19 protein-coding genes are annotated in these 24473 nt (G+C 55.4%); 12 read left to right on the top strand and 7 right to left on the bottom strand.

Annotated features, from left to right (window positions below):
- Positions 1-165: 165 nt before the first annotated feature.
- Both ppnN and queF read right to left on the bottom strand, forming a co-directional pair.
- Positions 166-1530, bottom strand: a complete 1365-nt coding sequence (gene ppnN, locus JO226_RS00860; RefSeq protein ID WP_293478227.1) for a nucleotide 5'-monophosphate nucleosidase PpnN — start codon at positions 1528-1530, stop codon at positions 166-168.
- 118 nt (positions 1531-1648) lie between these two features.
- Positions 1649-2494 carry an NADPH-dependent 7-cyano-7-deazaguanine reductase QueF gene (gene queF, locus JO226_RS00855; RefSeq protein ID WP_293478225.1) on the bottom strand — a complete coding sequence of 282 codons (846 nt, stop codon included), beginning with the start codon at positions 2492-2494 and terminating at the stop codon, positions 1649-1651.
- A gap of 64 nt (positions 2495-2558) precedes the next feature.
- On the opposite strand from queF, the gene syd reads away from it, so the two are divergent.
- From syd to JO226_RS00835, 4 genes are all read left to right on the top strand, one after another.
- Complete coding sequence (syd, locus tag JO226_RS00850) at positions 2559-3104, top strand: SecY-interacting protein (protein ID WP_293478223.1); 546 nt, start codon at positions 2559-2561, stop codon at positions 3102-3104.
- Between the two features lie 636 nt (positions 3105-3740).
- Positions 3741-4070, top strand: a complete 330-nt coding sequence (locus JO226_RS00845) for a YqcC family protein (protein ID WP_293478221.1) — start codon at positions 3741-3743, stop codon at positions 4068-4070.
- Positions 4070-4852, top strand: a complete 783-nt coding sequence (truC, locus tag JO226_RS00840) for a tRNA pseudouridine(65) synthase TruC (protein ID WP_293478219.1) — start codon at positions 4070-4072, stop codon at positions 4850-4852. Before JO226_RS00845 ends, truC begins: the two co-directional genes overlap by 1 nt.
- 16 nt (positions 4853-4868) lie before the next feature.
- Entirely contained in the window at positions 4869-5312 is a 444-nt protein-coding gene (locus tag JO226_RS00835) for a flavodoxin (RefSeq protein WP_293478217.1), read from the top strand.
- Between the two features lie 33 nt (positions 5313-5345).
- Here the strand turns inward: JO226_RS00835 and barA are convergent, their stop codons facing one another.
- Positions 5346-8093, bottom strand: a complete 2748-nt coding sequence (barA, locus tag JO226_RS00830) for a two-component sensor histidine kinase BarA (protein ID WP_293478215.1) — start codon at positions 8091-8093, stop codon at positions 5346-5348.
- Between the two features lie 57 nt (positions 8094-8150).
- Between barA and rlmD the strand changes: the two genes are divergently transcribed.
- From rlmD to eno, 5 genes are all read left to right on the top strand, one after another.
- Positions 8151-9449 carry a 23S rRNA (uracil(1939)-C(5))-methyltransferase RlmD gene (gene rlmD / locus JO226_RS00825; protein ID WP_293478213.1) on the top strand — a complete coding sequence of 433 codons (1299 nt, stop codon included), beginning with the start codon at positions 8151-8153 and terminating at the stop codon, positions 9447-9449.
- Between the two features lie 51 nt (positions 9450-9500).
- On the top strand, positions 9501-11732 hold the full coding sequence (gene relA, locus JO226_RS00820) for a GTP diphosphokinase (RefSeq protein WP_293478211.1): 2232 nt from the start codon (positions 9501-9503) through the stop codon (positions 11730-11732).
- 68 nt (positions 11733-11800) lie between these two features.
- Positions 11801-12592 carry a nucleoside triphosphate pyrophosphohydrolase gene (gene mazG / locus JO226_RS00815; RefSeq protein WP_293478209.1) on the top strand — a complete coding sequence of 264 codons (792 nt, stop codon included), beginning with the start codon at positions 11801-11803 and terminating at the stop codon, positions 12590-12592.
- A gap of 227 nt (positions 12593-12819) precedes the next feature.
- A complete protein-coding gene (gene pyrG, locus JO226_RS00810; protein WP_293478207.1) occupies positions 12820-14457 on the top strand; it encodes a glutamine hydrolyzing CTP synthase in 1638 nt (545 codons plus the stop codon).
- Positions 14458-14539: 82 nt separating this feature from the next.
- The gene (gene eno / locus JO226_RS00805) at positions 14540-15835 is read left to right on the top strand and encodes a phosphopyruvate hydratase (protein ID WP_293478205.1); all 1296 of its coding nucleotides are present in this window, start codon (positions 14540-14542) and stop codon (positions 15833-15835) included.
- A gap of 50 nt (positions 15836-15885) precedes the next feature.
- Here eno and JO226_RS00800 read toward each other — a convergent pair whose 3' ends face one another.
- On the bottom strand, positions 15886-16995 hold the full coding sequence (locus JO226_RS00800) for an SDR family oxidoreductase (RefSeq protein ID WP_293478203.1): 1110 nt from the start codon (positions 16993-16995) through the stop codon (positions 15886-15888).
- Positions 16996-17388: 393 nt separating this feature from the next.
- Positions 17389-18213 (bottom strand): MurR/RpiR family transcriptional regulator, encoded by an 825-nt coding sequence (locus JO226_RS00795; protein WP_293478201.1) that lies wholly within the window; start codon positions 18211-18213, stop codon positions 17389-17391.
- A 171-nt stretch (positions 18214-18384) separates the two neighbouring features.
- On the opposite strand from JO226_RS00795, the gene JO226_RS00790 reads away from it, so the two are divergent.
- Genes JO226_RS00790 through queE form a run of 3 tightly spaced genes read left to right on the top strand, consistent with a single transcriptional unit; the run spans position 18385 to position 21371 of the window.
- Positions 18385-19938: a PTS transporter subunit EIIC gene (locus JO226_RS00790; protein ID WP_293478199.1), complete on the top strand. Its 1554-nt coding sequence runs from the start codon at positions 18385-18387 to the stop codon at positions 19936-19938.
- Positions 19938-20645: an N-acetylmannosamine-6-phosphate 2-epimerase gene (locus tag JO226_RS00785; RefSeq protein WP_293478197.1), complete on the top strand. Its 708-nt coding sequence runs from the start codon at positions 19938-19940 to the stop codon at positions 20643-20645. The genes JO226_RS00790 and JO226_RS00785 overlap by 1 nt, the downstream gene beginning before the upstream one ends.
- A gap of 54 nt (positions 20646-20699) precedes the next feature.
- Positions 20700-21371 (top strand): 7-carboxy-7-deazaguanine synthase QueE, encoded by a 672-nt coding sequence (gene queE / locus JO226_RS00780; protein WP_293478195.1) that lies wholly within the window; start codon positions 20700-20702, stop codon positions 21369-21371.
- Between the two features lie 52 nt (positions 21372-21423).
- On the opposite strand, the gene JO226_RS00775 is transcribed toward queE, so the two are convergent.
- Both JO226_RS00775 and JO226_RS00770 read right to left on the bottom strand, forming a co-directional pair.
- The gene (locus tag JO226_RS00775) at positions 21424-22902 is read right to left on the bottom strand and encodes an FGGY-family carbohydrate kinase (RefSeq protein WP_293478193.1); all 1479 of its coding nucleotides are present in this window, start codon (positions 22900-22902) and stop codon (positions 21424-21426) included.
- A 26-nt stretch (positions 22903-22928) separates the two neighbouring features.
- Complete coding sequence (locus JO226_RS00770) at positions 22929-24230, bottom strand: nitrate/nitrite transporter (RefSeq protein ID WP_293478191.1); 1302 nt, start codon at positions 24228-24230, stop codon at positions 22929-22931.
- Between the last annotated feature and the right edge of the window lie 243 nt (positions 24231-24473).

Below are 24473 nucleotides of genomic sequence, written 5' to 3'. Positions count from 1 at the left end.
GAAGTTTGTGGTGTTCAAAGCGTGGTTTTTGCTAAAAAAAGTTATGGAAATGGCGGTTTCTGGCGTTCTAACATAACTTTAATGAATAAATAACGCTTTTACCGGGCAGGCAATCGTTTATTTCGTGGGAAAAGATAAGGGCGGCTTATCGTGCCGCCCTGAGGGTCAGGAGCAGATTTCGTAGCAGGGAATGTAGGCGGAGCCGGGAAGCTTCATGCGGTGCTGGGCGACAAAGCCCTGCAGCAGATCGTCCATCCGACGCATCATTTCGCGGTCGCCGTGAATTTTATACGGACCGTGTTCTTCGATGGCGCGAATACCCACTTCTTTCACGTTACCAGCGACAATGCCCGAAAACGCGCGGCGCAGGTCGGCGGCCAGCACTTCTACCGGTTGATCCGGATACAGCTTCAGGTTCGCCATGTTGTCATGGGTTGGCTCAAACGGCATCTGCAGATCCGGCGCAATCCGGATTGACCAGTTGAAGCTATAGGCATCTCCGGTATCACGACGGTTTTCTTTGACCAGCGGCATCGCTTTCTTCATCTGGCGGGCCACTTCGGCGGGATCGTCGATGATAATGCGATAGTGACGGCGCGCATTTTCTCCCAGCGTATGCACGATAAAATCGTCCAGTACGCGGAAGTAGTCGGCGCTCTCTTTCGGGCCGGTCAGAATAAGCGGCAGTACCTGGTTTTTGTTGACCGGATTCATCAGAATCCCCAACAGATACAGCAGTTCTTCCGCTGTCCCCACGCCGCCCGGGAAGATGATAATGCCGTGAGCGATACGGACAAACGCTTCCAGACGTTTTTCGATATCCGGCATGATGATGAGTTCGTTCACCAGCGGGTTAGGCGGTTCGGCGGCGATAATCGACGGCTCGGTCATCCCGATAAAGCGGCCTTCTTTGTAACGCTGCTGCGCATGGCCGACCGCGGCGCCTTTCATCGGCGCTTCCATTGCCCCCGGCCCGCAGCCGGTGCAGATGTTCAGTTCACGCAGGCCAAGCTGATTACCCACGCGGCGAGCATACAGGTACTCGTTTTCATTGATCGAGTGGCCGCCCCAGCAGACCACCATGCTCGGCGCTTCCCCGACGTGCAGGGCGCGGGCGTTACGTAGGATGGCGAAGACCAGGTTGGTAATATGGGTCGAACTTTCCAGATCGAGATTCGGAAAGCGGACGCTGTTATGGATTTGGCCGTAAACAAACAGAATATCGCGCAGGACGGCGAACAGGTTCGCCTGCAGGGAGCGGATGATACGTCCGTCGACAAAAGCCTCTTCCGGCGGGTTGATCAACTCCAGTTTGACGCCCCGTTCGCGGCGCAGGACATTGATGTCAAAACTTTCAAAGCGGGAAAGCAGCTCTTTACTGTTGTCGGTGAGACTCCCTGAGTTAAGCACTGCCAGTGAACAGTTGCGGAACAACTGATAAAGGTCGCTGCTGGCGTTGCTTTTCAGCATATCAACTTCCAGCTGCGACAGCATATCCATTGAGCCAAGCGGGCTAATATGTGTAATCAAGTGAACTCCTTACGGGACGAGTATCGTCTTCCCTGCTGATTACAATAGCCTTGCCTGATTGCTTTCCACAAGATAAAGCGCAGCAAGTTCTGCGCTTTATTGTGAAAAAATAATTAACTCACTGACGAACGAGACGCCCGGTCGCGGGCACAAAATCGGTATTGGTGCGCCACGGGTTGATATCAAGGCCGCCACGTCGGGTATAGCGTGCGTAAACGCTCAGCGTCTCCGGCTGACAAAAGCGCCGGATGTCGTTGAAAATGCGCTCCACGCACTGCTCGTGGAATTCGTTGTGATGGCGAAAAGAGACCAGATAGCGCAGCAGTTTCTCGCGGTCGATCTTCGGTCCGCGGTATTGAATCTGCACGGAGCCCCAGTCCGGCTGGTGGGTAATCAGGCAGTTGGATTTCAACAGGTGACTGACCAGCGTCTCCTCAACCACTTTACCGCTGGCGGCATCCTGCAGATAGTCGGCGCTGAACTGGTAGTTATCAATCTCGATATCCTGAGAGTCGATGCAGCTGCCGTGGAAGTGGGCGACAGGCTGGCCTTCCAGTTCGTCAAGACGATACAGCGCGACGGTGACCTCGCCCTGCGCGCAGGCGCTGAGGTCGCGCTGCAGCGTCGCGCGAACCGTTTCCCAGTCGGCGAAACGCGTCTGGTTGAAACTGTTGAGGTAGAGTTTGAAGCTTTTTGACTCTACCAGGTTGATGCTGGTGTCGCTCAGCTCAACGTGACCGACCGCCACCTGCGGCAGCCCGTTGGCGTTAAGCCAGGAAAGCTCGTAGAGCGTCCAGATATCACCACCGTGAAAGGGCAGATTATCCGCATGAAGCCCCAACGGGTCGCGGTTGAGGCTACGGGGAACGCCCTGCAGCAGGCTGGCGTCGTAGGTATCGCGGTAGTCTGTGGCTTTCCCCAGCGTCAGGCCGGAGAGCGCCTGATGGTTTTCATAAGAAGACATGTTTCACCGTCATGAAGTAAACTTTCCGGTTAGTGTATCCTGGCTAATGGGAAGAGAGAAACTGGTGAACCATCAAACTGCAGACGCCTTACAGGCATTTACCCAACGTTACTGCGAAGCCTGGCAACAACGTTATGGCAGCTGGCCGCGCAGCGAAGAGCTGAGCGGCATTCCGTCCCCGTGTATCGTTGCGAGCGAGGATGACGCGGTCACCTGGCGGCCGCAGCCGTTTACGCTGGCGCAAAATGTAAACGCGGTTGAACGGGCGATGGATATTGTGGTACAACAGCCGCTTCATTCTTATTATACCACTCAGTTTGCGGGTGATATGCATGCGCAGTTTGGCGAGCAACGGCTGACGCTGCTGCAGGCCTGGAGCCCGGATGATTTCCAGCGAGTGCAGGAAAATCTGATTGGTCATCTGGTGACGCAGAAACGCCTTAAGCTGTCGCCGACACTCTTTATCGCCACGCTGGACAGCGAACTTGACGTCATCTCCGTCTGCAATCTGACAGGGGAGGTGGTTCTCGAAACCCTTGGCACGCGCAAACGCACAACACTCTCTGACTCCCTTGCGAGTTTTCTTAATCAGCTTGAGCCCTTTCTGTAATCCATATGCCTGGTGTGTTTGTGAGAGATCTCTTACACGCGCTGTGAGAGATCGCCTGGTTGTTAGTGAGACACCGTTGACAGCACCTCCACTATAATCGTTATAAATCAGCGTGTTGCTCTGTCTTTTTGTGACTTTCATATGAAAATAACCCTTTGGGTTTTTCTGTAGGTAGCTTGTAAGACGAGGCGGAATAAGAGATTCTATGCACGTCGACAGGGAGTCGCACAACGAAGTGAACATCAGGATGATGACGCTTCACAAGGATTCACCAGGACGGTGCTTCAGGGAAAGGCTATCAGGATGATAGCGAAAGGATGACGCAGGATGCGTTAAAAGGACACCTCCAGGAAGGAGAACGAGAGCCGGTCAGGATGCTCGGTGGATCAGGAAGATCGGGACACGCTTACGGATAAGCGCAATCGCATCGGGGTGGTGTGAGCAGGATGCAACTGTTTACGGATGAACGGGTCAGGAGACCACAGGAAAAGTTGTCAAGGATGAGCAGGGAGCACTAAAAGTAGCTGGACTGCTGCGAAACGAACCGGGGAGCACTGTTAACTCAGTGCTCCCCTTTTTTGTTTCCTCGTTGCCCATGATATCCTGCGCCGCAGTTTTGTTTGCCTCGAGGTTTCCATGACCCTTCACGATAGCGTTCGCGCTCGCCTTATTGCCCTTGAAGCGCTGATGCGCGAACACCATCACTGGCAGGAGAGCATGCCGGACGACAGCGCCTTTGCCAGCACCCAGCCGTTTTGCATGGACACGCTGGAGCCGTTACAGTGGCTGCAATGGGTGTTGATCCCGCGTATGCGCCAGATGATTGATGCCGGGCTGCCGCTGCCGCAAACCTTCGCAGTGGCGCCGTATTACGAAATGGCGCTTGAGGCGACTCACCCGTTTCGCGATACCCTTTTGCCGGAGCTCCAGCAGCTCGATGCCCTGTTTACGGAAGATAACGTCTGATGCTGGAGATTGTTTATCAGGATCAATGGCTGGTTGCCGTCAACAAACCGTCCGGCTGGCTGGTGCACCGTAGTTGGCTCGACCGCGATGAAAAAGTGGTGGTGATGCAGACCGTGCGCGACCAGATTGGTCAGCACGTTTTTACCGCCCATCGCCTTGACCGGCCGACCTCCGGCGTGCTGTTGATGGGTCTTTCCAGTGAGGCCGGACGCTTGCTGGCGCAGCAGTTCGAGCAGCACCAGATTCACAAACGCTACCACGCTATCGTGCGCGGTTGGCTGAGCGAAGAGGGCGTGCTTGACTACCCGCTGGTGGAAGAACTGGATAAAATTGCCGATAAATTCTCTCGCGACGATAAAGGCCCGCAGCCTGCGGTGACGCACTATCGCGGGCTGGCGACCGTTGAAATGCCCGTCGCCACCGGGCGTTATCCAACGACCCGCTACGGGCTGGTTGAACTCGACCCGAAAACCGGGCGTAAGCACCAGTTGCGTCGTCACCTCAAACACCTGCGCCACCCGATCATCGGCGACAGTAAGCACGGCGATTTGCGCCAGAACCGTAGCGCGGCGGAACATTTCGGCTGCGACCGCCTGATGCTGCACGCCAGCGAGCTCCGCCTGACCCACCCTTTTACCGGTGAGCCGTTGACCCTTCGCGCCGGTCTTGACGAGGTCTGGATGCAGGCGCTGTCACATTTCGGCTGGCGCGGTCTTCTCCCTGATAATGAGAGGGTTGAGTTTACGCCGCACAACGGTCAGGATGACCAGATAAACGGTTAATTCAGGGAGATAACAGATGGCAGACGTAGGCATTTTTGTCGGTACCATGTACGGAAACGCGCTGCTGGTGGCGGAAGAGGCGCAAACCCTGCTTGAAGCGCAGGGCCACAAGGTGAAAGTCTTTGAGGACCCTGAAGTGGGCGACTGGGAATCTTACCAGGGCAAATACGCGCTGGTGATCACGTCCACCACCGGGCAGGGCGACTTGCCGGACAGCATTGTTCCGCTGTTTCAGGGCATTCAGGATATGTATCAGCCGCATCTGCGCTACGGCATTATTGCGCTCGGCGACAGCACCTATGCGAATTTCTGCGGCGGTGGCAAACGCTTTGACGCGCTGTTGCAGGAGCAGGGCGCGCAGCGCATCGGCGACATGCTGATGATTGACGCCAGCGAAGACCCGGAGCCGGAAACGGTCTCCAACCCCTGGGTCGAGCACTGGGCGACGCTGTTAAGCTAGTTTTCCCCCTCTCCTTCACCGGAGAGGGTGCTGTTAGCCGATAATCCTGCGCGCTTCCCGCACCACGTTATCCATCTCATCCAGCAGCTCAAGAAATTCCGGCTCCAGCGCTTCCGGCGCTGTGCCGCCGCGCAGCTGCCCTTCAATCAGCTTGCACAGATTTTTCAGCCGCGGCACACCGCTGTAGCCGCAACTGCCGTGCAGTTTGTGAATGGCGTCGACAAGGTTTTCCGGTTCTTCACCGACCAGCTGTTCTTCCACTTTGTTGCGCACTTCCGGCAGGAAGGCTATCAGCATTTGCAGCATTTCCCGCGCCAGATCGGGCTTATTGGCCGCCTGGCGCATCGCCAGCTGCCAGTCGAGGGTCGCATTGAGGTTGACTGACGGTACGGGGTCGATGCTTTCCGGCTGCAGTACGTTAAGCCCTGGCCTGTAGCGCAACAGCAGGCTGCGTAGCTTGTTCTCTTCGATAGGCTTGGCCAGATAGTCGTTCATCCCGGCGCTCAGCAGCTTCTCGCGCTGTCCGGCCATGGCATGGGCCGTTACGGCAATCACCGGCGTTTTCTGTTGGTGGGGCAGTTGATGAATCAGCTCACAGGCGCGAATGCCGTCCATTTCCGGCATCTGGATATCCATCAGGATCAGGTCAAATTGCATCTGCCTGGCGCGGTTCAGCGCCTGTTGACCGCTGTCGCACAGCTCAACATGCTGTACCTGGTCTTCCAGCAACACGCCGATAAGCTTCAGGTTCGCCGGGTTGTCATCCACCGCCATCACGGTCATCGGCAGTTTGTTATTCTCAACCCGCGTCGTCGGCTCCAGCTGGCGGAGGGTACAATAATCCGTCAGCGCCGGCAGCAGGCGGGTTGAGGTCAATGGTTTCAGCAGACAGGCCGCGGCGCCGTTTTGCTTGAGATCTTCGGCATCGACCTGGGCGTGGCACGGCAGCGCCAGCAGCAGGTAGTCGGTCATCGAACAGGCCTGCTCAAGCTTCTCTTTGTGCAGCTGCAGATCGCGCATCGACACCGGGATTGCAATCAGCAGGATGTCGTAATGATCGTCCGGCAGAGCGGAGAAGGTTGGGCTATAGACCACGTCCAGCGGGGTGGTCGCCAGCAGATCGAGCGTCGCCTGGGCGGCCGTCGCGTTGGCCTCGACGTAGGCAAGGCGTTTACCCGTCAGGCAATCGGTCGCTGGCCCTTCGCTGATGACATTAGGATTCAGGTCGAGATTAATGTGGAACCAGAATGTGGAGCCGCGGTTAGGCTGGCTGTGGAAAGAGATATCGCCCCCCATCTCCTTAACCAGTTTTTGGGTAATAACCAGCCCCAGACCGGTGCCGCCGTGGCGGCGGGAAATGCTGGCGTCGGCCTGGCGGAAGGCCTGGAACAGCCGCGACTGATCGCTTTCCGGAATACCGATGCCGGTATCGCGAATCTGTACCTCGACCTGCACCTTGTTATTACTGAGGGCGCGTTTCTCCACCAGAATATCGATGTTGCCGCTTTCGGTGAATTTAATCGCGTTGCCGACCAGATTCGTGATGACCTGCTGCAGACGCAGCGGGTCGCCAATCACGTTATCCGGGACGTCGTTTTTGATGTTCAGCGTCAGCTCAAGCCCTTTATCGTGCGCGGAATGCGCCAGCAGCGTGACCACTTCATCCAGCGAATTACGCAGCGGGAAGGGGATGCTTTCGAGAATAAGCTTACCGGCCTCCAGCTTAGAGAAGTCCAGCACGTCGTTAATGATAGCCAGCAGGTTGTTGGCGGAGCGCTCGATAGTGTTCAGGTGATCGCGCTGGGTCGGGTTCAGGTCGGTTTTCAGCGTCAGACGGGTAAAGCCGATCACGCCGTTGAGCGGCGTACGCAGCTCGTGGGACATATTGGCCAAAAACTCCGATTTAATGCGCGCCGCCTCCTGGGCGCGCTTTTTCGCCAGGTCCAGCTCCACGTTCTGGATCTCCATCTGCTCCAGCGTTTCGCGCAGATCCGAGGTGGCCTGATCGACGTTGTGCTGCATCTCTTCATGGTAGGCGGCAAGCGACATCGCCATCGAGTTGATGCCGTTTTTCAGCATGTCGAGCTCGCCGAGCATAAAACCTTCCACCCGGCTGTCCAGTTGGCCGCGACGAATGCGGTCAACGGTGTTCACCATGTTGCGTATCGGCCCGGTGACATCGCGCATCAGGCGCCAGCCGAAGACCAGCGCAATGCCGATACAGAACAGCATCATCACGCTTGAGATAAAAATCTCTTTGTACTGCTGCAGGCGAACCGATTTGAGATCAAGCTCCAGCGCCACATAGCCCAGCATATTGACCGGCGTTTTCGCTTCCGACATCGGCGATTCATCAGGTGAATAGCTTTCCGAGATGATCGGCGTGCGGAGGATCATGATGTCGCCGCTGCGGCTAACGCTCAGTCGGCGGGGCAGCGGCGCGCCTTTGGGCAGCTGTAACTCGCCGGGATCGAGCTGGTAGTTTGAGGTCACAAACAGGCGGTTGTGCTCATCGTAAACCGAAATGGCGCGAACGATGTCCGAATGACGGCGATGCAAAACGCTAATCAGCTGGCCGATTGACTCACGGTTTTGCAGATTCATGCCATATTCACTGGAGACCGCGAGTGGTTCAATAATGCTGGCGCCGGCGTCTTCCAGTTGACGCTGCAGGTCGTTGTAGCGATGCACGACGAAGAAGATGCTGAGCAGCAAACCGATAAGGACGGTCGGGGCCAGAATCAGGATCATCATACGCGCACGCAGGCTGTAGTTGGTCATGGAGGTCCGTTATGGGAGAATCAGGGTTAATATGTTTGTTTGAGAAAAATCTCTACGATGGCGCAATTCTACTCTGCAAAACGGCGCGTGACGACGCGTCAGATCATAACCGTGACGGTCAATGACCTCGATTCCTTCGGTCAGGGCGTTGCGCGTCATGAAGGAAAGGCACTGTTTATCAATGGATTACTCCCAGGCGAAAGCGCGGAAATCCAGATAACGGAAGATAAAAAACAGTACGCTCGCGGGCAAGTGAAGCGTCGTCTTAATGACAGCCCGGAGCGCGTTGCGCCGCGATGCCCGCACTTTGGGGTCTGCGGCGGTTGCCAGCAGCAGCATGCCAGCGTCGCGCTTCAGCAACGCAGCAAGCAGGCCGCGCTGGCGCGACTGATGAAGCATGATGTCGATGAGGTGATTGCCGCAGAACCCTGGGGCTACCGGCGTCGGGCGCGCCTGAGCTTGAGTTATCAGCCGAAGACCCAACAACTGCAGATGGGTTTTCGCAAGGCTAACGCCGCCGATATCATCGAAATCGTGCAATGCCCCGTTTTGGCGCCCGCTCTTGAGGCATTATTGCCCGCCGTTCGCGCGTGCCTGTCGGGGCTTAAATCGCAACAGCATCTGGGCCATGTTGAACTGGTGCTGGCGGATAACGGCCCGCTGATGGTGCTGCGGCATACGGCGGCTCTACCGGCGGAAGATCGGGAAAAACTGGAACAGTTTTCGCATTCTCACCAGCTTGCGTTGTATCTGGCGCCGCAAAGTGAAATCGTCGAGTGTGTGAGCGCGGACGCGCCCTGGTATAGCGCAGACGGGCTACGCTTAACGTTCAGTCCACGGGATTTTATTCAGGTGAACGACGGCGTAAACCAGAAGATGGTCGCGACGGCGCTTGACTGGCTTGATGTAAAACCTGATGACCGCGTGCTTGACCTGTTCTGCGGAATGGGCAACTTTACGCTACCACTCGCCAGGCGCGCCGCAAGCGTCGTCGGTGTGGAGGGCGTACCCTCGCTGGTGGAGAAGGCACAGCAAAACGCAGTGAGTAATGGGTTGCACAATGTGACATTTTTTCATGAAAACCTGGAAGAAGATGTCACGCGTCAGGCCTGGGCGAAAAACGGCTTTGACAAGATTTTACTCGACCCTGCGCGGGCGGGGGCGCCAGGCGTCATGCAGCATGTTGTAAAATTAGCGCCCCGGCGGGTGGTCTATGTATCCTGTAACCCGGCGACGCTTGCGCGTGATAGCGAGGTGCTGCTGGCGGCGGGGTACCAAATTCAGCGTCTGGCAATGCTCGATATGTTCCCCCACACTGGGCATCTGGAATCAATAGTGCTGTTTGAGCACAAATAATGAATCAAGGCTTGTCGAGTCCGACAGGCCCGGTCCCAAAAGGAGAGGACAATGGTTGCGGTAAGAAGTGCACATCTAAATAAAGCTGGAGAATTTGATCCGCAAAAGTGGATCGCAAGCCTGGGTATTGCCAGCCAGCAGTCATGTGAACGCTTAGCCGAGACCTGGACCTATTGTCGGGAACAGACGCTGGACCATCCCGACGCCGACCTGCTGCTGTGGCGTGGTGTGGAAATGGTCGAAATCCTCTCCATGCTGAACATGGATATCGACACGCTGCGGGCGGCGATGCTGTTCCCGCTGGTCGACAGCGGCGTGGTCAGTGAAGAGGCGCTGACGGAGTTTATCGGTAAGTCAGTGGTCACTCTCATTCACGGCGTGCGGGATATGGCGGCGATTCGCCAGCTGAAAGCGACGCATATCGACTCCGTGTCCGCCGAGCAGGTGGACAACGTTCGGCGCATGCTGCTGGCGATGGTGGATGATTTCCGCTGCGTGGTGATTAAGCTTGCCGAGCGTGTCGCCCACCTGCGCGAGGTGAAAGATGCGCCGGAAGACGAGCGCGTGCTGGCGGCGAAAGAGTGCACCAACATCTATGCGCCGTTGGCGAACCGTCTTGGCATCGGCCAACTGAAGTGGGAGCAGGAGGATTATTGCTTCCGCTACCTGCACCCAGCGGAATATAAGCGCATTGCGAAGCTGCTGCATGAACGCCGTATCGATCGCGAGCACTATATCGACGAGTTTGTCGGGCATCTGCGCGGCGCGATGAAAGAAGAGGGTGTGAAGGCGGAGGTGTATGGTCGCCCGAAACATATCTACAGCATCTGGCGCAAGATGCAGAAAAAACACCTCGCCTTTGACGAGCTGTTCGACGTGCGCGCGGTGCGCATCGTGGCTGAACGATTGCAGGACTGCTACGCCGCGCTGGGGATAGTGCACACTCACTATCGCCACCTGCCGGATGAGTTTGACGATTATGTCGCGAACCCGAAGCCGAACGGCTATCAGTCGATTCACACCGTCGTGCTGGGCCCGGGTGGTAAAACCGTCGAAATCCAGATTCGCACCAAACAGATGCACGAAGACGCCGAGCTGGGCGTCGCTGCGCACTGGAAATACAAAGAGGGCGCAGGTTCCGGCGGTGGCCGCGGCCATGAAGACCGTATCGCCTGGTTGCGTAAGCTCATCGCCTGGCAGGAAGAGATGGCGGATTCCGGCGAAATGCTCGACGAAGTGCGCAGCCAGGTGTTTGATGACCGGGTCTACGTCTTTACCCCGAAAGGCGACGTTGTGGACTTGCCTGCCGGTTCTACGCCGCTTGATTTTGCCTACCACATCCACAGCGACGTGGGGCACCGCTGCATCGGGGCGAAAATCGGCGGACGCATCGTGCCGTTCACCTACCAGCTGCAAATGGGCGATCAGATTGAAATCATCACCCAGAAACAGCCTAACCCGAGCCGTGACTGGCTGAATCCTAACCTGGGTTATGTGACAACCAGCCGGGGACGTTCGAAAATTCACGCCTGGTTCCGCAAGCAGGATCGGGATAAAAACATTCTCGCCGGACGGCAGATCCTCGACGATGAGCTGGCGCAATTAGGCATCAACCTGAAGGAAGCGGAGAAGATTCTGCTACCGCGCTACAACTTCAACGAGCTGGATGAACTGCTGGCGGCCATCGGCGGCGGTGATATTCGTCTGCACCAGATGGTGAATTTCCTGCAGGCGCAGTTCAACAAGCCGAGCGCGGCGGAGCAGGATGCCGCGGCGCTCAAACAGCTGCAACAGAAAACCTACAGCCCGCCAAGCCGGAAGAAGGATGATGGCCGGGTGGTGGTCGAAGGCGTCGGTAATCTGATGCACCACATTGCGCGTTGCTGCCAGCCGATCCCGGGCGATGAGATCGTGGGTTTCATCACTCAGGGGCGCGGGATTTCCGTGCATCGCGCCGACTGCGACCAACTGGCGGAGTTACGCACGCATGCGCCGGAACGTCTTGTAGAAGCGGTGTGGGGCGAAAGCTATTCGGCCGGGTATTCGCTGGTGGTGCGCGTGGTTGCGAATGACCGCAGCGGCCTGCTGCGCGACATCACCACCATTCTCGCCAATGAGAAGGTGAACGTGCTGGGCGTCGCCAGCCGCAGCGACACCAAACAGCAGCTCGCCACGATCGATATGACCATTGAAATCTACAACCTGCAGGTGCTGGGCCGTGTGCTCGGCAAGCTGAATCAGGTGCCGGATGTGATTGACGCCCGCCGTCTGCACGGCAGTTAAGGTCGCCATCCTTTGAAGCCGGGTAAGGCGCAGCCGCCCGGCGCTTTCTTTTTTTTCAGGACATAACTATGAACCAAATCGACCGCCTGCTCGGCATTATGAAACGCCTGCGCGACCCGGAAAACGGCTGTCCGTGGGACAAAGAGCAGACGTTCTCCACCATCGCGCCCTATACGCTGGAAGAGACATATGAAGTGCTCGACGCCATTGCGCGTGAGGATTTTGACGACCTGCGCGGCGAACTGGGCGATCTGCTGTTTCAGGTGGTGTTTTACGCCCAAATGGCCCAGGAAACGGGGCGCTTTGATTTTAACGATATCTGTAGCGCCATCAGCGATAAGCTGGAGCGCCGTCATCCGCATATTTTTGGCGATGCGACAGCGGAAAACAGCCGCGAAGTGCTGGCGCGCTGGGAAGCTATCAAAAGCGCCGAGCGGGCGGAAAAAGCGCAGCATTCGGCGCTGGACGATATCCCCCACAGCCTGCCTTCGCTGATGCGCGCGCATAAAATTCAGCGCCGCTGCTCGGCGGTAGGTTTTGACTGGACATCGCTCGGTCCGGTGTTGGATAAAGTGCATGAAGAAATCGATGAGGTGATGCACGAGGCGCAGCAGGCGGTGATTGATGAGGCTAAACTCGAAGAGGAAGTCGGCGATCTGCTGTTTGCGACCGTGAATTTATCCCGCCATCTGGGGGTTAAAGCGGAAACGGCGCTGCAAAAAGCCAACCTGAAATTTGAGCGACGCTTTCGCGAAGTCGAGCGGATTGTGGCTGAACGCGGTCTGGAAATGACCGGCGTCGACCTCGAAACGATGGAAAGCGTATGGCAACAGGTAAAACGCCAGGAAACTGATCTCTAACGAGTTTTCGTGATCAAGCGCTATTTGTGTGATTTTTAAAATGACAAGCGCTTGATTTACGTCAAAAACATTTACCCAAAAGGGGCTATTTTCTCACTCCCTGCGTTTGCATGAACCGGATGAAGAGGAGGAATAATGAAAGTTTGTGGCGTCTGTCATGATCGGGTATACTGCTTTCCCGTCCTGGTTATTCCATCGTCTTTTAAACCTAACTTCTCAGGTTCAGCATGACAACGAACTATATTTTTGTGACCGGCGGGGTAGTTTCCTCTCTGGGTAAAGGCATTGCCGCCGCCTCCCTCGCAGCCATTCTTGAAGCCCGTGGCCTCAACGTGACCATCATGAAACTGGATCCGTACATTAACGTCGATCCGGGGACCATGAGCCCGATCCAACACGGGGAAGTGTTCGTTACTGAAGACGGCGCTGAAACCGACCTGGACCTGGGTCACTACGAGCGTTTCATCCGTACCAAGATGACGCGCCGCAACAACTTCACCACGGGTCGTATCTACTCAGACGTCCTGCGCAAAGAGCGCCGTGGCGACTATCTGGGCGCGACCGTTCAGGTTATCCCGCACATCACTAATGCGATTAAAGAGCGCGTGATTGCCGGTGGCGAAGGCCACGACGTGGTGCTGGTGGAAATCGGCGGTACCGTCGGTGATATCGAATCCCTGCCGTTCCTTGAAGCGATTCGTCAGATGGCGGTTGAAGTTGGCCGCGAGCATACGCTGTTTATGCACCTGACGCTGGTGCCATACATGGCCGCAGCCGGTGAAGTGAAAACCAAACCGACTCAGCACTCCGTGAAAGAGCTGCTCTCTATCGGTATCCAGCCGGATATCCTGATTTGCCGCTCCGATCGCGCCGTACCGGCGAACGAACGCGCCAAAATTGCTTTGTTCTGTAACGTTCCAGAAAAAGCTGTTATTTCTCTGAAAGACGTCGATTCCATTTATAAAATCCCGGGCCTGTTGAAATCCCAGGGCCTGGACGATTATATTTGTAAACGATTCAGCTTGAACTGTCCGGAAGCAAACCTGTCAGAATGGGAGCAGGTGATTTACGAAGAAGCCAATCCGGCAGGCGAAGTGACTATCGGCATGGTCGGCAAGTACATTGAGCTGCCGGACGCCTATAAGTCAGTGATTGAAGCGCTGAAACACGGTGGCCTGAAAAATCGCGTGACCGTCAACATCAAACTGATCGATTCGCAAGATGTTGAAACACGTGGCGTCGAGATCCTCAAAGGCCTGGATGCTATTCTTATCCCTGGCGGCTTCGGCTACCGCGGTGTAGAAGGTAAGATTGCCACCGCACGCTATGCGCGTGAAAACAATATTCCGTATCTGGGTATTTGCCTGGGTATGCAGGTTGCGCTGATTGAGTTCGCGCGTAACGTCGTAGGAATGGAAAACGCCAACTCGACGGAATTTGTGCCAGACTGTAAGTACCCGGTTGTGGCGCTCATCACCGAATGGCGTGACGAGAACGGCAATGTCGAAGTTCGCACTGAGAAGAGCGACCTCGGCGGCACGATGCGTCTGGGTGCGCAGGCTTGCCAGCTCAGCGATGACAGCCTGGTTCGCAAGATGTACGGCGCGCCAACCATCACCGAGCGTCACCGTCACCGCTACGAAGTGAACAACCTGCTGTTGAAACAAATTGAAGCTGCGGGCCTGCGCATTGCAGGCCGTTCCGGGGATGATCAGTTGGTCGAGATCATCGAGGCGCCGAACCACCCGTGGTTCGTCGCCTGTCAGTTCCATCCGGAGTTTACTTCTACGCCGCGTGATGGGCACCCGCTGTTTGCTGGCTTTGTAAAAGCCGCCAGCGAGTACCAGAAGCGCCAGGCGAAGTAAAAAAAGTTAGAACGGCAACGCGTACCTTTGGTACGCGTTGTTTGTCTGGAGTTTTAGTTTAACTTGTACTGAGGAAAATCTAATGTCCAAAATCGTTAAAGTCATCGGTCGTGAAATCATCGACTCCCGTGGTAACCCGACTGTTGAAGCCGAAGTACACCTGGAAGGTGGTTTCGTCGGTATGGCAGCTGCTCCGTCAGGTGCTTCTACTGGTTCCCGCGAAGCGCTGGAACTGCGCGATGGCGACAAATCCCGTTTCCTGGGTAAAGGCGTAACCAAAGCTGTTGGCGCGGTTAACGGCCCGATCGCTCAGGCTATCCTTGGCAAAGACGCTAAAGACCAGGCTGGCATCGATAAGGTAATGATCGACCTGGACGGTACTGAAAACAAATCTAACTTCGGTGCGAACGCAATCCTGGCTGTGTCTCTGGCAAACGCCAAAGCAGCAGCAGCGTCCAAAGGCCTGCCGCTGTACGCGCACATCGCTGAACTGAACGGTACTGCGGGTAAATACTCCATGCCGGTTCCGATGATGAACATCATCAACGGCGGTGAGCACGCAGACAACAACGTCGACATCCAGGAGTTCATGATTCAGCCGGTTGGCGCTTCAAGCGTTAAAGAAGCCATCCGTATGGGTTCTGAAGTTTTCCATCACCTGGCTAAAGTGCTGAAGGGCAAAGGCATGAACACCGCTGTTGGCGACGAAGGCGGCTACGCGCCGAACCTGGGTTCCAACGCAGAAGCGCTGGCTGTTATCGCTGAAGCGGTTAAAGCTGCAGGCTATGAACTGGGCAAAGACATCACTCTGGCGATGGACTGCGCAGCGTCTGAATTCTACAAAGACGGTAAATACGTTCTGGCTGGCGAAGGCAACAAAGCGTTCACCTCTGAAGAGTTCACCCACTTCCTGGAAGACCTGACCAAACAGTACCCGATCGTTTCTATCGAAGACGGTCTGGACGAGTCTGACTGGGCCGGTTTTGCTTACCAGACCAAAGTACTGGGCGACAAAATCCAGCTGGTTGGCGACGATCTGTTCGTAACCAACACCAAGATCCTGAAAGAAGGCATCGAGAAAGGCATCGCTAACTCCATCCTGATCAAATTCAACCAGATCGGTTCTCTGACCGAAACTCTGGCTGCAATCAAGATGGCGAAAGACGCTGGCTACACTGCCGTTATCTCTCACCGTTCTGGCGAAACTGAAGACGCTACCATCGCAGATCTCGCTGTTGGTACCGCTGCAGGCCAGATCAAAACCGGTTCTATGAGCCGTTCTGACCGCGTTGCTAAATACAACCAGCTGATTCGTATCGAAGAAGCGCTGGGTGAAAAAGCGCCGTACAACGGTCGTAAAGAGATCAAAGGCCAGTAATCCACTGCCTGAGACAAAAATGCCAGCCTCGCGGCTGGCATTTTTTTTGGTTATTTGAAATCAACCGCCATCTGTTCAGGGATGGTTAGCCCCCGGGTGGTCTGGACGCAGCGGGCGATATAGTCGGTGAAGCGCGGCGGTTTACGCATTCCCATGCTCAGCAGTTTATCGTTGCTGAAGCGGACGTTAAGGGTGGCGAACGCGCCATACAAGCGCATGGCTTTCAGCATCAGGCGCTCGTTGCAGGGGCCGAAAATGTCCTTCAGCTCGCGGCGCATTTTAACCAGCGTTTCGTAGCTCACCTGGGCGTACTTATCGCCAACCGGCGCTTTTTCCAGCGCCAGCGCCATACCGCGATCGATATCGGCAAACTTCACGCTGTTCTCTTCACCTGCGGAAATATGCACCACTTCGCCGTTCCCGGCCTGGCTGTCCAGCAGCATCAGCAGCGCATCGGCGCAGTAATCCACCGGGATAACGTCAATACGGTCTTCCATTGAACACATGAACTTTTGCAGCATAAGCCCCATGCTGAACACCCAGAAGATGCTGCTGGAAGGCTGGCAGCCATGGCGCGTGTGGCCGACGACGATGGATGGGCGGGCAATCAGCAGCGGCAACTGCGGGCACTGCTCGCGCATCAGTCGCTCAATGGTGGATTTAGAGTGGGTATATTCGACGAGGTGCTCGGCGTTTTCCCGGAACTCCGCGCTCTCCGCAACCAGAGAGTCCGGTTCAGGCGCGCAGGACATCGCGGTACCGACGTGCAGAAAACGCTGTAATCCCGTTACCTGAGCCATACGGCGCGCGAACGCCAGCGTACCTTCCACGTTCACTTTCCAGATTAGCGGGTTGTTGCCAAAAGAGGCGACGGCGGCGCAGTTGAGCACATGGGTCACCTCGTTCAGGCGCGCATCATCAAGAAAATCGTCTGGATTGCCGAGATCGCCGAGAAGAATGTCATCTTCGGTCAGGGTATTCAGCTTCTCATCACGGATATTAAACTTGCGCATGTTGTCTTTGACACGCTCAAGCCCCTTTGCGCGATCGCTTGCCCGCACTAACAACAGTAAATTGACCGGTTGGTTGTCGTTAAGAATTTTTTCCAGCGCTGCTCCGCCGAGAAACCCGGTAACGCCTGTAATTAATAATGTATTCATGAATGCTATCTCATCATGGTAGGTCAGGCGGATTTTAGGCAGGCGAAATTAAACGGCGTATCAATAAAACGATGTGCTTAATATGCGGGTCTTAAGCTTATTTTAAGGTTTGATAAAACGGAGGGTGTATTTGACTCTCTGAAGAATGAAAAAATTCCTTTTCTTTTTATTAAGTGATTATCATATTGATTTTAAAGGATTTATTTTTGTTTCTATAAAGCCATTAACTAATTCAAATTGTAAAATAAATAATAATTTGTAACATCATTTGCCCGTGTCGCAGTTGAGTGGTAAATAATTAAAAAATGACTTATTGATGCATTGTTTAATTATTTTAGTGTTGTTTTATGATAAAGGCCTCGCCGTCACGAGGCCGTTAAAAATAACGAGGGGTTATAACAACAGCGGTAATGTGGCACTGGCGGTTTGCTGGCTGACTTCACTGTAGTGGCCATCGAGCGAGATAAGCGAGGTGGTCAACAGTTCCACTAACAACATCACCCCGACCTTGGCGGTTAAGGCGCCAGCGCTCAGCGGCCCTTCAGGTTTTGCGGCCACCAGCAGCATATCGCTCAGGGTCGCCAGCGGACTGCGCGGGGTATTGCTCAGGGCGAGCACTTTCGCGCCGCGTTTACGCGCCAGCTTTACCACGTGCAGAAGATCGCGGGTTGAACCGGAACTGGAAATGGCGACCACCAGATCGTCTTTGGTCAGTGTCGTCGCATTCATTGCCGCGCGGTGCATATCGCTGAACAGCTGCGCTGGTTTTCCGAGACGCAGCAGCTTGTAGTGCAGGTATTCGCCTAAAATCGCGCTGGCCGCGACGCCGTATATTTGCACCGAGCGCGACTGGTGGAGCACCCCGGCGGCGGTGTCCAGCAGCGCTCTGTCCAGCAGCGTGGCGGTATCCTGCAACGCCTGGACGGACTCGCTGACGACATCGTCTATCTTATCGCCTGTCGGTTGCGGCGCCTGATTCTGCTGGATATCCAACGCCAGCGCCATTTTGAACTCGTTATAGCCTTTGCAGCCCAGGGTGCGGCACAGGCGCGTCACGCTGGCTTCGCTGGTTTCGGTTTCACGCGCCAGTTCGGTGATGGTCAGGTAGAGCACCTTTGCCGGTGCGCCCAGCACAAATTCCCCCAGCTTTTGCTGTGTCGGGCTGTACCCGGAGACTTCCTGGCGCAGCCTCAGCAACAGATTTTCATTTTCTGACATGCACACATCCTTTAATGCTTTTTCTGCCGTTAGTGTGGGGAAAGCCTGCTGAAGATGCCAGTCATTTTAAAAAAGTATGATCCGTCTCGCGATATTTGGCGGTAATTTTCGCTTTTTATTATTTATGTGGTAAAAATTTTCATCATAATCTGGGGTCGTGGAGATTTTTTTATGTCACTCTTTAGCGGTGCGTCATCTGGGGCGCTGTTCGAAAAAGCACAACGGTTCGGCAAATCCTTCATGCTGCCGATCGCCGTTTTACCGGCGGCGGGCCTGCTGTTGGGGATTGGCGGCGCGTTGTCGAACCCGAATACGCTGACGGCGTATCCGTTTCTGAACGTCGGCTGGCTGCAGGCTATTTTTACCATCATGAGTAGCGCCGGTTCGATAGTCTTCGCCAACCTGTCGGTGCTGTTCGCCGTCGGTGTGGCGGTTGGGCTGGCGAAGTCCGATAAAGGTACTGCGGGGCTTGCCGCGCTGCTGGCGTTTTTGGTGATGAACGCCACCATCAATGCGCTGTTGATCCTGACCGGTACGCTGGCGCATGAAAACCCCGGCGCCGTCGGTCAGGGGATGACGCTTGGCATTCAGACGCTGGAGACCGGGGTCTTTGGCGGCGTGGTGATTGGTTTAGTGACCTGCCTGCTGCACAACCGGTATAACAAAATCGCGCTGCCGCAGTTCCTCGGGTTCTTTGGCGGTTCGCGCTTCGTACCGATAGTCAGCTCCTTCGCGGCGATTTTTATCGGCGCGCTGATGACCGTTATTTGGCCACATTTCCAGAAGCTGATTTTTGGCCTGGGCGGGCTGGTGGAAGCGACAGGTTATGTCGGCACGCTGCTGTACGGTTTTATCCTGCGTATGCTGGGCCCGTTCGGCCTGCACCACATTTTTTACCTGCCGTTCTGGACGACGGCGCTGGGCGGCAGCGAGATGATTAACGGTCATCTGATCGAAGGTACGCAGCGTATTTTCTTCGCCCAGCTTGCTGATCCGAATACGCAGCATTTCTACATCGGCACCTCGCGCTTTATGTCCGGGCGCTTCATTACCATGATGTTTGGTCTGCTGGGCGCCTGTCTGGCGATGTACCACACGGCGAAACCGCAGAACAAAAAACGCGTGGCGGGCCTGCTGCTCTCGGCGGCACTGACCTCGTTCCTGACGGGGATCACCGAGCCGATTGAGTTCTCGTTCCTGTTTATCGCGCCGGTGCTCTACGTGATTCACGCGCTGTTTGACGGTCTGGCCTTCATGCTCGCGCACATGCTGCATATCACCATTGGGCAGACCTTCTCCGGCGGCTTCATTGATTTCGTCCTGTTCGGCATTTTGCAGGGCGAGGCGAAAACCCACTGGATGTATGTCCCGCTGGTGGGGATCCCATGGTTCTTCCTCTACTACTTTACCTTCCGTTTCCTGATTAACCGCTTTGATTTCGCCACCCCGGGTCGTGAAAAAGAGCCAGTCGCTGAAGAGACCGTCGCGCAAAGCGAGCGCGCGCAGGCCATCATTACCGCACTGGGCGGTAAAGCGAATCTGGAAGAGGTGGACTGCTGCGCGACCCGTCTGCGCATCACGGTAAAAGAGGGAAGCAAAGTCGATGAACAGGCCCTGAAAGCGACGGGGGCGCGTGGAGTGATTGTTCGCGGCAACGGTGTGCAGGTGATTTACGGACCGCACGTCACCATCATCAAAAACGAAGTTGAAGAGATTTTAGCCTAATGAAAACAATGTTAGAGACGGTAAAAGGGAAACTGATTGTCTCCTGCCAGGCGCTGGAAAATGAACCTTTGCACAGCGCGTTTATCATGTCACGGATGGCGGTAGCGGCGGCAGAAGGTGGTGCAACAGGCATTCGTGCGAACAGCGCGGTGGATATCAAGGCTATCAAAGAGCAGGTGAGTCTGCCGGTCATCGGCATCCTTAAGCGCGACTACCCGGACAGCGAGGTGTTTATCACCGCCACGATGCGCGAAGTGGACGAGCTGATGGCGGTTGAGCCGGAGATGGTCGCCCTGGACGCCACTGACCGACCGCGTCCGGATGGGCAGCGGCTTGCGGAGATGGTGGCGCAGATCCGCGCGCGTTATCCGTCGCTGCTGCTGATGGCGGATGTCTCAAGCGTCGAGGAAGCGAGAACGGCGCAGATGCTGGGTTTTGACTGCGTTGGCACCACGCTGTACGGCTACACTCGCGCCACGAAAGGCCGTTCATTGCCGGAAGACGACTGCCGTTTCCTGAATGATGTGCTGGCTGCGGTATCCATTCCGGTTATCGCTGAAGGTAATGTGGAAACACCGGCTATCGCCGCACGCTGTCTGGCGATGGGGGCGCACGCGGTGGTGGTCGGCGGTGCGATTACCCGCCCGCAGCAAATTACCGGGCGCTTTGTGGCCGCGATCGCCGGGGAAAGCACCAATCAGGCATGACCGTTGATGCGGGATCTGCGATAATTACTGTTTACCCCTTTAACAGAGACGATTATGCAGTACCCGATTAACGAAATGTTCCAGACCCTGCAAGGCGAGGGTTACTTCACCGGCGTTCCTGCCATTTTTATTCGGTTGCAGGGATGTCCGGTGGGCTGTGCATGGTGCGATACCAAACATACCTGGGACATGCTTGAAGATCGGGAAGTGTCGCTGTTCAGTATTCTCGCGAAAACCAAAGAGAGCGACAAATGGGGGGCGGCAACGGCTGAAGACCTGCTGGCTGCCATCGTGCGTCAGGGCTGGACCGCGCGCCATGTTGTGATCACCGGCGGCGAACCCTGCATTCATGATTTAACGCCGCTGACCACACTGCTCGAGCAAAATGGCTACAGCTGCCAGATTGAAACCAGCGGCACCCATGAAGTGCGCTGCTCCCATAGCACCTGGGTCACCGTGTCGCCGAAAGTGAATATGCGCGGCGGGTATGAGGTGCTGTCGCAGGCGCTGCATCGGGCGGATGAGATTAAACATCCGGTCGGTCGCGTGCGTGATATCGAAGCGCTGGATGAACTGCTGGAAACGCTGAGCGATGATAAGCAACGGGTGATCGCGTTACAGCCTATCAGCCAGAAAGATGACGCGACGCGACTGTGCATCGAGACCTGCATTGCGCGCAACTGGCGCCTGTCGATGCAGACGCACAAGTACCTGCATATCGCCTGAGAAAAAGCGCCGGGTGACACAACATGTCACCCGGCGTGTTCCCGTCGGTCAACTAGGCGTTCGACCAGCTCTGAATGGCATCGACCTCGTTCAGATCGCCATGAAACACGGCATACGATTTTTTCAAAATCACATCGGTATGTGTCGTCAGATCCCTGAAAATGCCTTTATTCATGGCCTCGTAGCGCTTCGCGTGCGCGTCGGTCGGCATGAAGACATCTTTTACCCTGACCATCTTGCTGACCGCGGCGTCGTAGGAGGGGTATAAACCGAGACCAACGGCGGTATTGATGGCCGCTCCCAGACTTGCGCAGCCGTTAATTTCGTTGCGTCTGGCAGGAAGATTAAACACATCGGCAAAGATTTGCATAAACAGATCGCTGTTTGAACCACCGCCGGTAATAATGATTTCTTTGGCGAAATGGCGCATTTCATTGCACATGTTGTCGTAGTTGTTTTTCAACGTCAGGGCGATGCTTTCGAGGATAGAGCGGTAGATCCAGGCATAATCCATATTGGCGTTAAAACCTATCATAATTCCCCGCTTGAAGGGTTCCCACGGATTGGTCAGCCAGTCGAGCACGGTCATCAGACCGTCACAGCCAGGCGGTACCTGCGCGGCTTTTTGATTGAGCAAATCTTCCGGCGACAGACCCAGCGCTTTTGCGTCCTTAATCAGCGAATCCCCCAACATATCCCGCAGCCAGCTCACGGTCCACATCCCTTTACGAATGCCGTATCCCTCATACAGCAGCGTTTCTGGAACCGACGACATGATGGGCCAGTAGGCGACAGGATCTTTCGGCAGCGCTTTACCGTTCATCATCAGGGCGATATAGGTGCCAAGCGAAATCACCGCTGTTTCGTCGTTCAGAAGCCCAGCGCCCAGCGCTTCTACAGGTTTATCGCTGGTCGTACAGACGACGGGAATTCCCTGCGGAAATCCGGTCTTCTGTGCGGCGTCCGGGGTGATATGGCCTAAGACAGTCCCCGGCATCTGCACATCAAACAGCATACGGCGCGGGATATTGAACTTCGCGATGACCGCATCGTCATCGCTCCAGCGCCAGGTTTTGTAATCTACCGGCCACTGGCCGAAATAGTTGGCGATATTATCTTTGAATTCACCGGTTAAGCGGTGCGACAGGTAGCCTGAAAACGAGGTAACCCACGCGACGTCGCGGTGAGTGTGTTCGTAAGGCCGGGTGACGCGGGCGTCCTGCCAGCTAATCAGCGGCGCGGCGGGCGTGCCGTCCGCTTTGAGCAGCGCGCGACAGCAGCGGATGGAACCCAGACCGATCCCGACAATATCCCCAGGTTCGCCGGTAAACTGGCGCATCAGGTCTTTACCTGCCAGGCACAACGAGGTCCAGATATCGTCGTCAGGGTGCTCCGCCGTATCCGCATCCGGGGTGTGCATCGGTTGTAACAATCCTTTCCCTTCACACACCACATTCCCTGCAAGGTCGTACATCACGACCTTGGTACTTTGACTCCCACCATCAATTCCTATGATGTATTTCTTCGACATGGTCATTCTCCAGTTATTTTCTGACGTCACTTCCCTGACGCTTCAGAGGCCAGTGACGCCGCATTTTCGGGTTCGGCGTTGGCTGCGCGAATATTTCGAAACAGCAAAAAGGTAAAGATCACCACCATACAAACGGCGGCGAGTCCCATTAGCCACATATTGCGGTAGGCTTCCGCTGCGGGAAGCGTGTCCTGCCAGTGGCCGACGATGGGGTAAACGAACACGTCAGGCAAAAAGCCGATGACCGAGCAAATACCCACCGTGGTGCCCATAATGTAAGTGGGCGTTTTAGCTTCCCCCGGACAGGCAAAATAGAGACCCCGGGAGGCGTAGCAGGTGAAGGCCAGCAGCAGGATCAGGCCGATCCCCATCGCCACGGATTGCGGGTTGCTGTTGGTTACCAGAAGCGCCAGCAGGGTAAGAGCGCTAATGACACAGAGGATCTGAATCACCCGCGTCGGCGATTTGATGCGGCTGTAGGTGGTCATCAGTCCCCCCAGCGGGCCGCATATCGCGCGGAAGATCTTGTTTATCACGATGCCCATGTAGCTGGCGGCAACTAACCCCATCCCGTACATTTCGGTGAGGTAGTTGGTGGAATAGCTCAGGATGGCGTAAATGGTGTACACGCCGAAGATAACCAGGCTGCAGTACCAGGTGGTGCTGATGCGCAGTACGGAAAGAATGTCGCTGAGTTGAAAGGTTTTTTTCTCTTCACGACGGCTTTGTTCATGGCTGCTTTTCCCGTCGCTCACGAAAAACCAGCACAGAATGCCGAGCAGAATATACACCACGCTGTAAATCAGGATCACCGTCTTCAGGCTGTGGGCGTCATCCGGCGCGAAACGCGAGAATGCCCACATGGTAAAGACCGCCAGCGACATCACTCCCACGCCGCGCAGACCCTCCATCCAGCCCATGATCTTTCCTTGTTCGCTGTGATCGCCGAGCAGCGATGCGGCTTTGATGGAGACTGACCACAGCATCAGGATGGTGGTCACGGCGAAGGCCACCTGAATCGCCAGCATCACCCACAGCGGTGGATAGGTCGCCATGATAAACCCGAGCAGACCGGTGATAACCATCGCTGCGGTAATCATTTTGCGATGTGAGAATTTATCCGCAATTATTCCACTGGGCGCATACAGGATAATTGCGGTAATTCCGAAAGTACTCATGATTAACCCAATTTCGGTATTGCTAAATCCCATAAACTTGGCCATGGGAATTTGATAGATATAACGTAAATAGGCCAGATCAAAACTGACGCCACCGCTAAAACTGATAATGGCGAGGGTTATCCAACGGCGATATGATGATTGTTGCATATCGGGCTCTCATTTTGTGCGGACAAAAAAAAGAGAAAAGTAAGCCGCCTTTTTCAGGTGGATTACTTTTCTCATGGTCTCTAGTAATTGTTTTAACAAATAACATGCGGATGCTTTCCTGAGTGTGAGAGTAGTCACGCTTCTTAATGTTGATGGAAAAATTAATCTCTGTGATTTTCATCACATTCGTTCCTGTCAGGCTCATGCTAAAAATTAAACCAGTTACCAGAGAACATGAGAAAG

Origin of the sequence: Pluralibacter sp. (assembly GCF_019237635.1) — a bacterium.
Classification (GTDB): Bacteria; Pseudomonadota; Gammaproteobacteria; order Enterobacterales; family Enterobacteriaceae; genus Enterobacter_B.
Note: the sequence above shows the minus strand (reverse complement) of the source record. Positions and strands in the feature narration are given on the sequence as shown.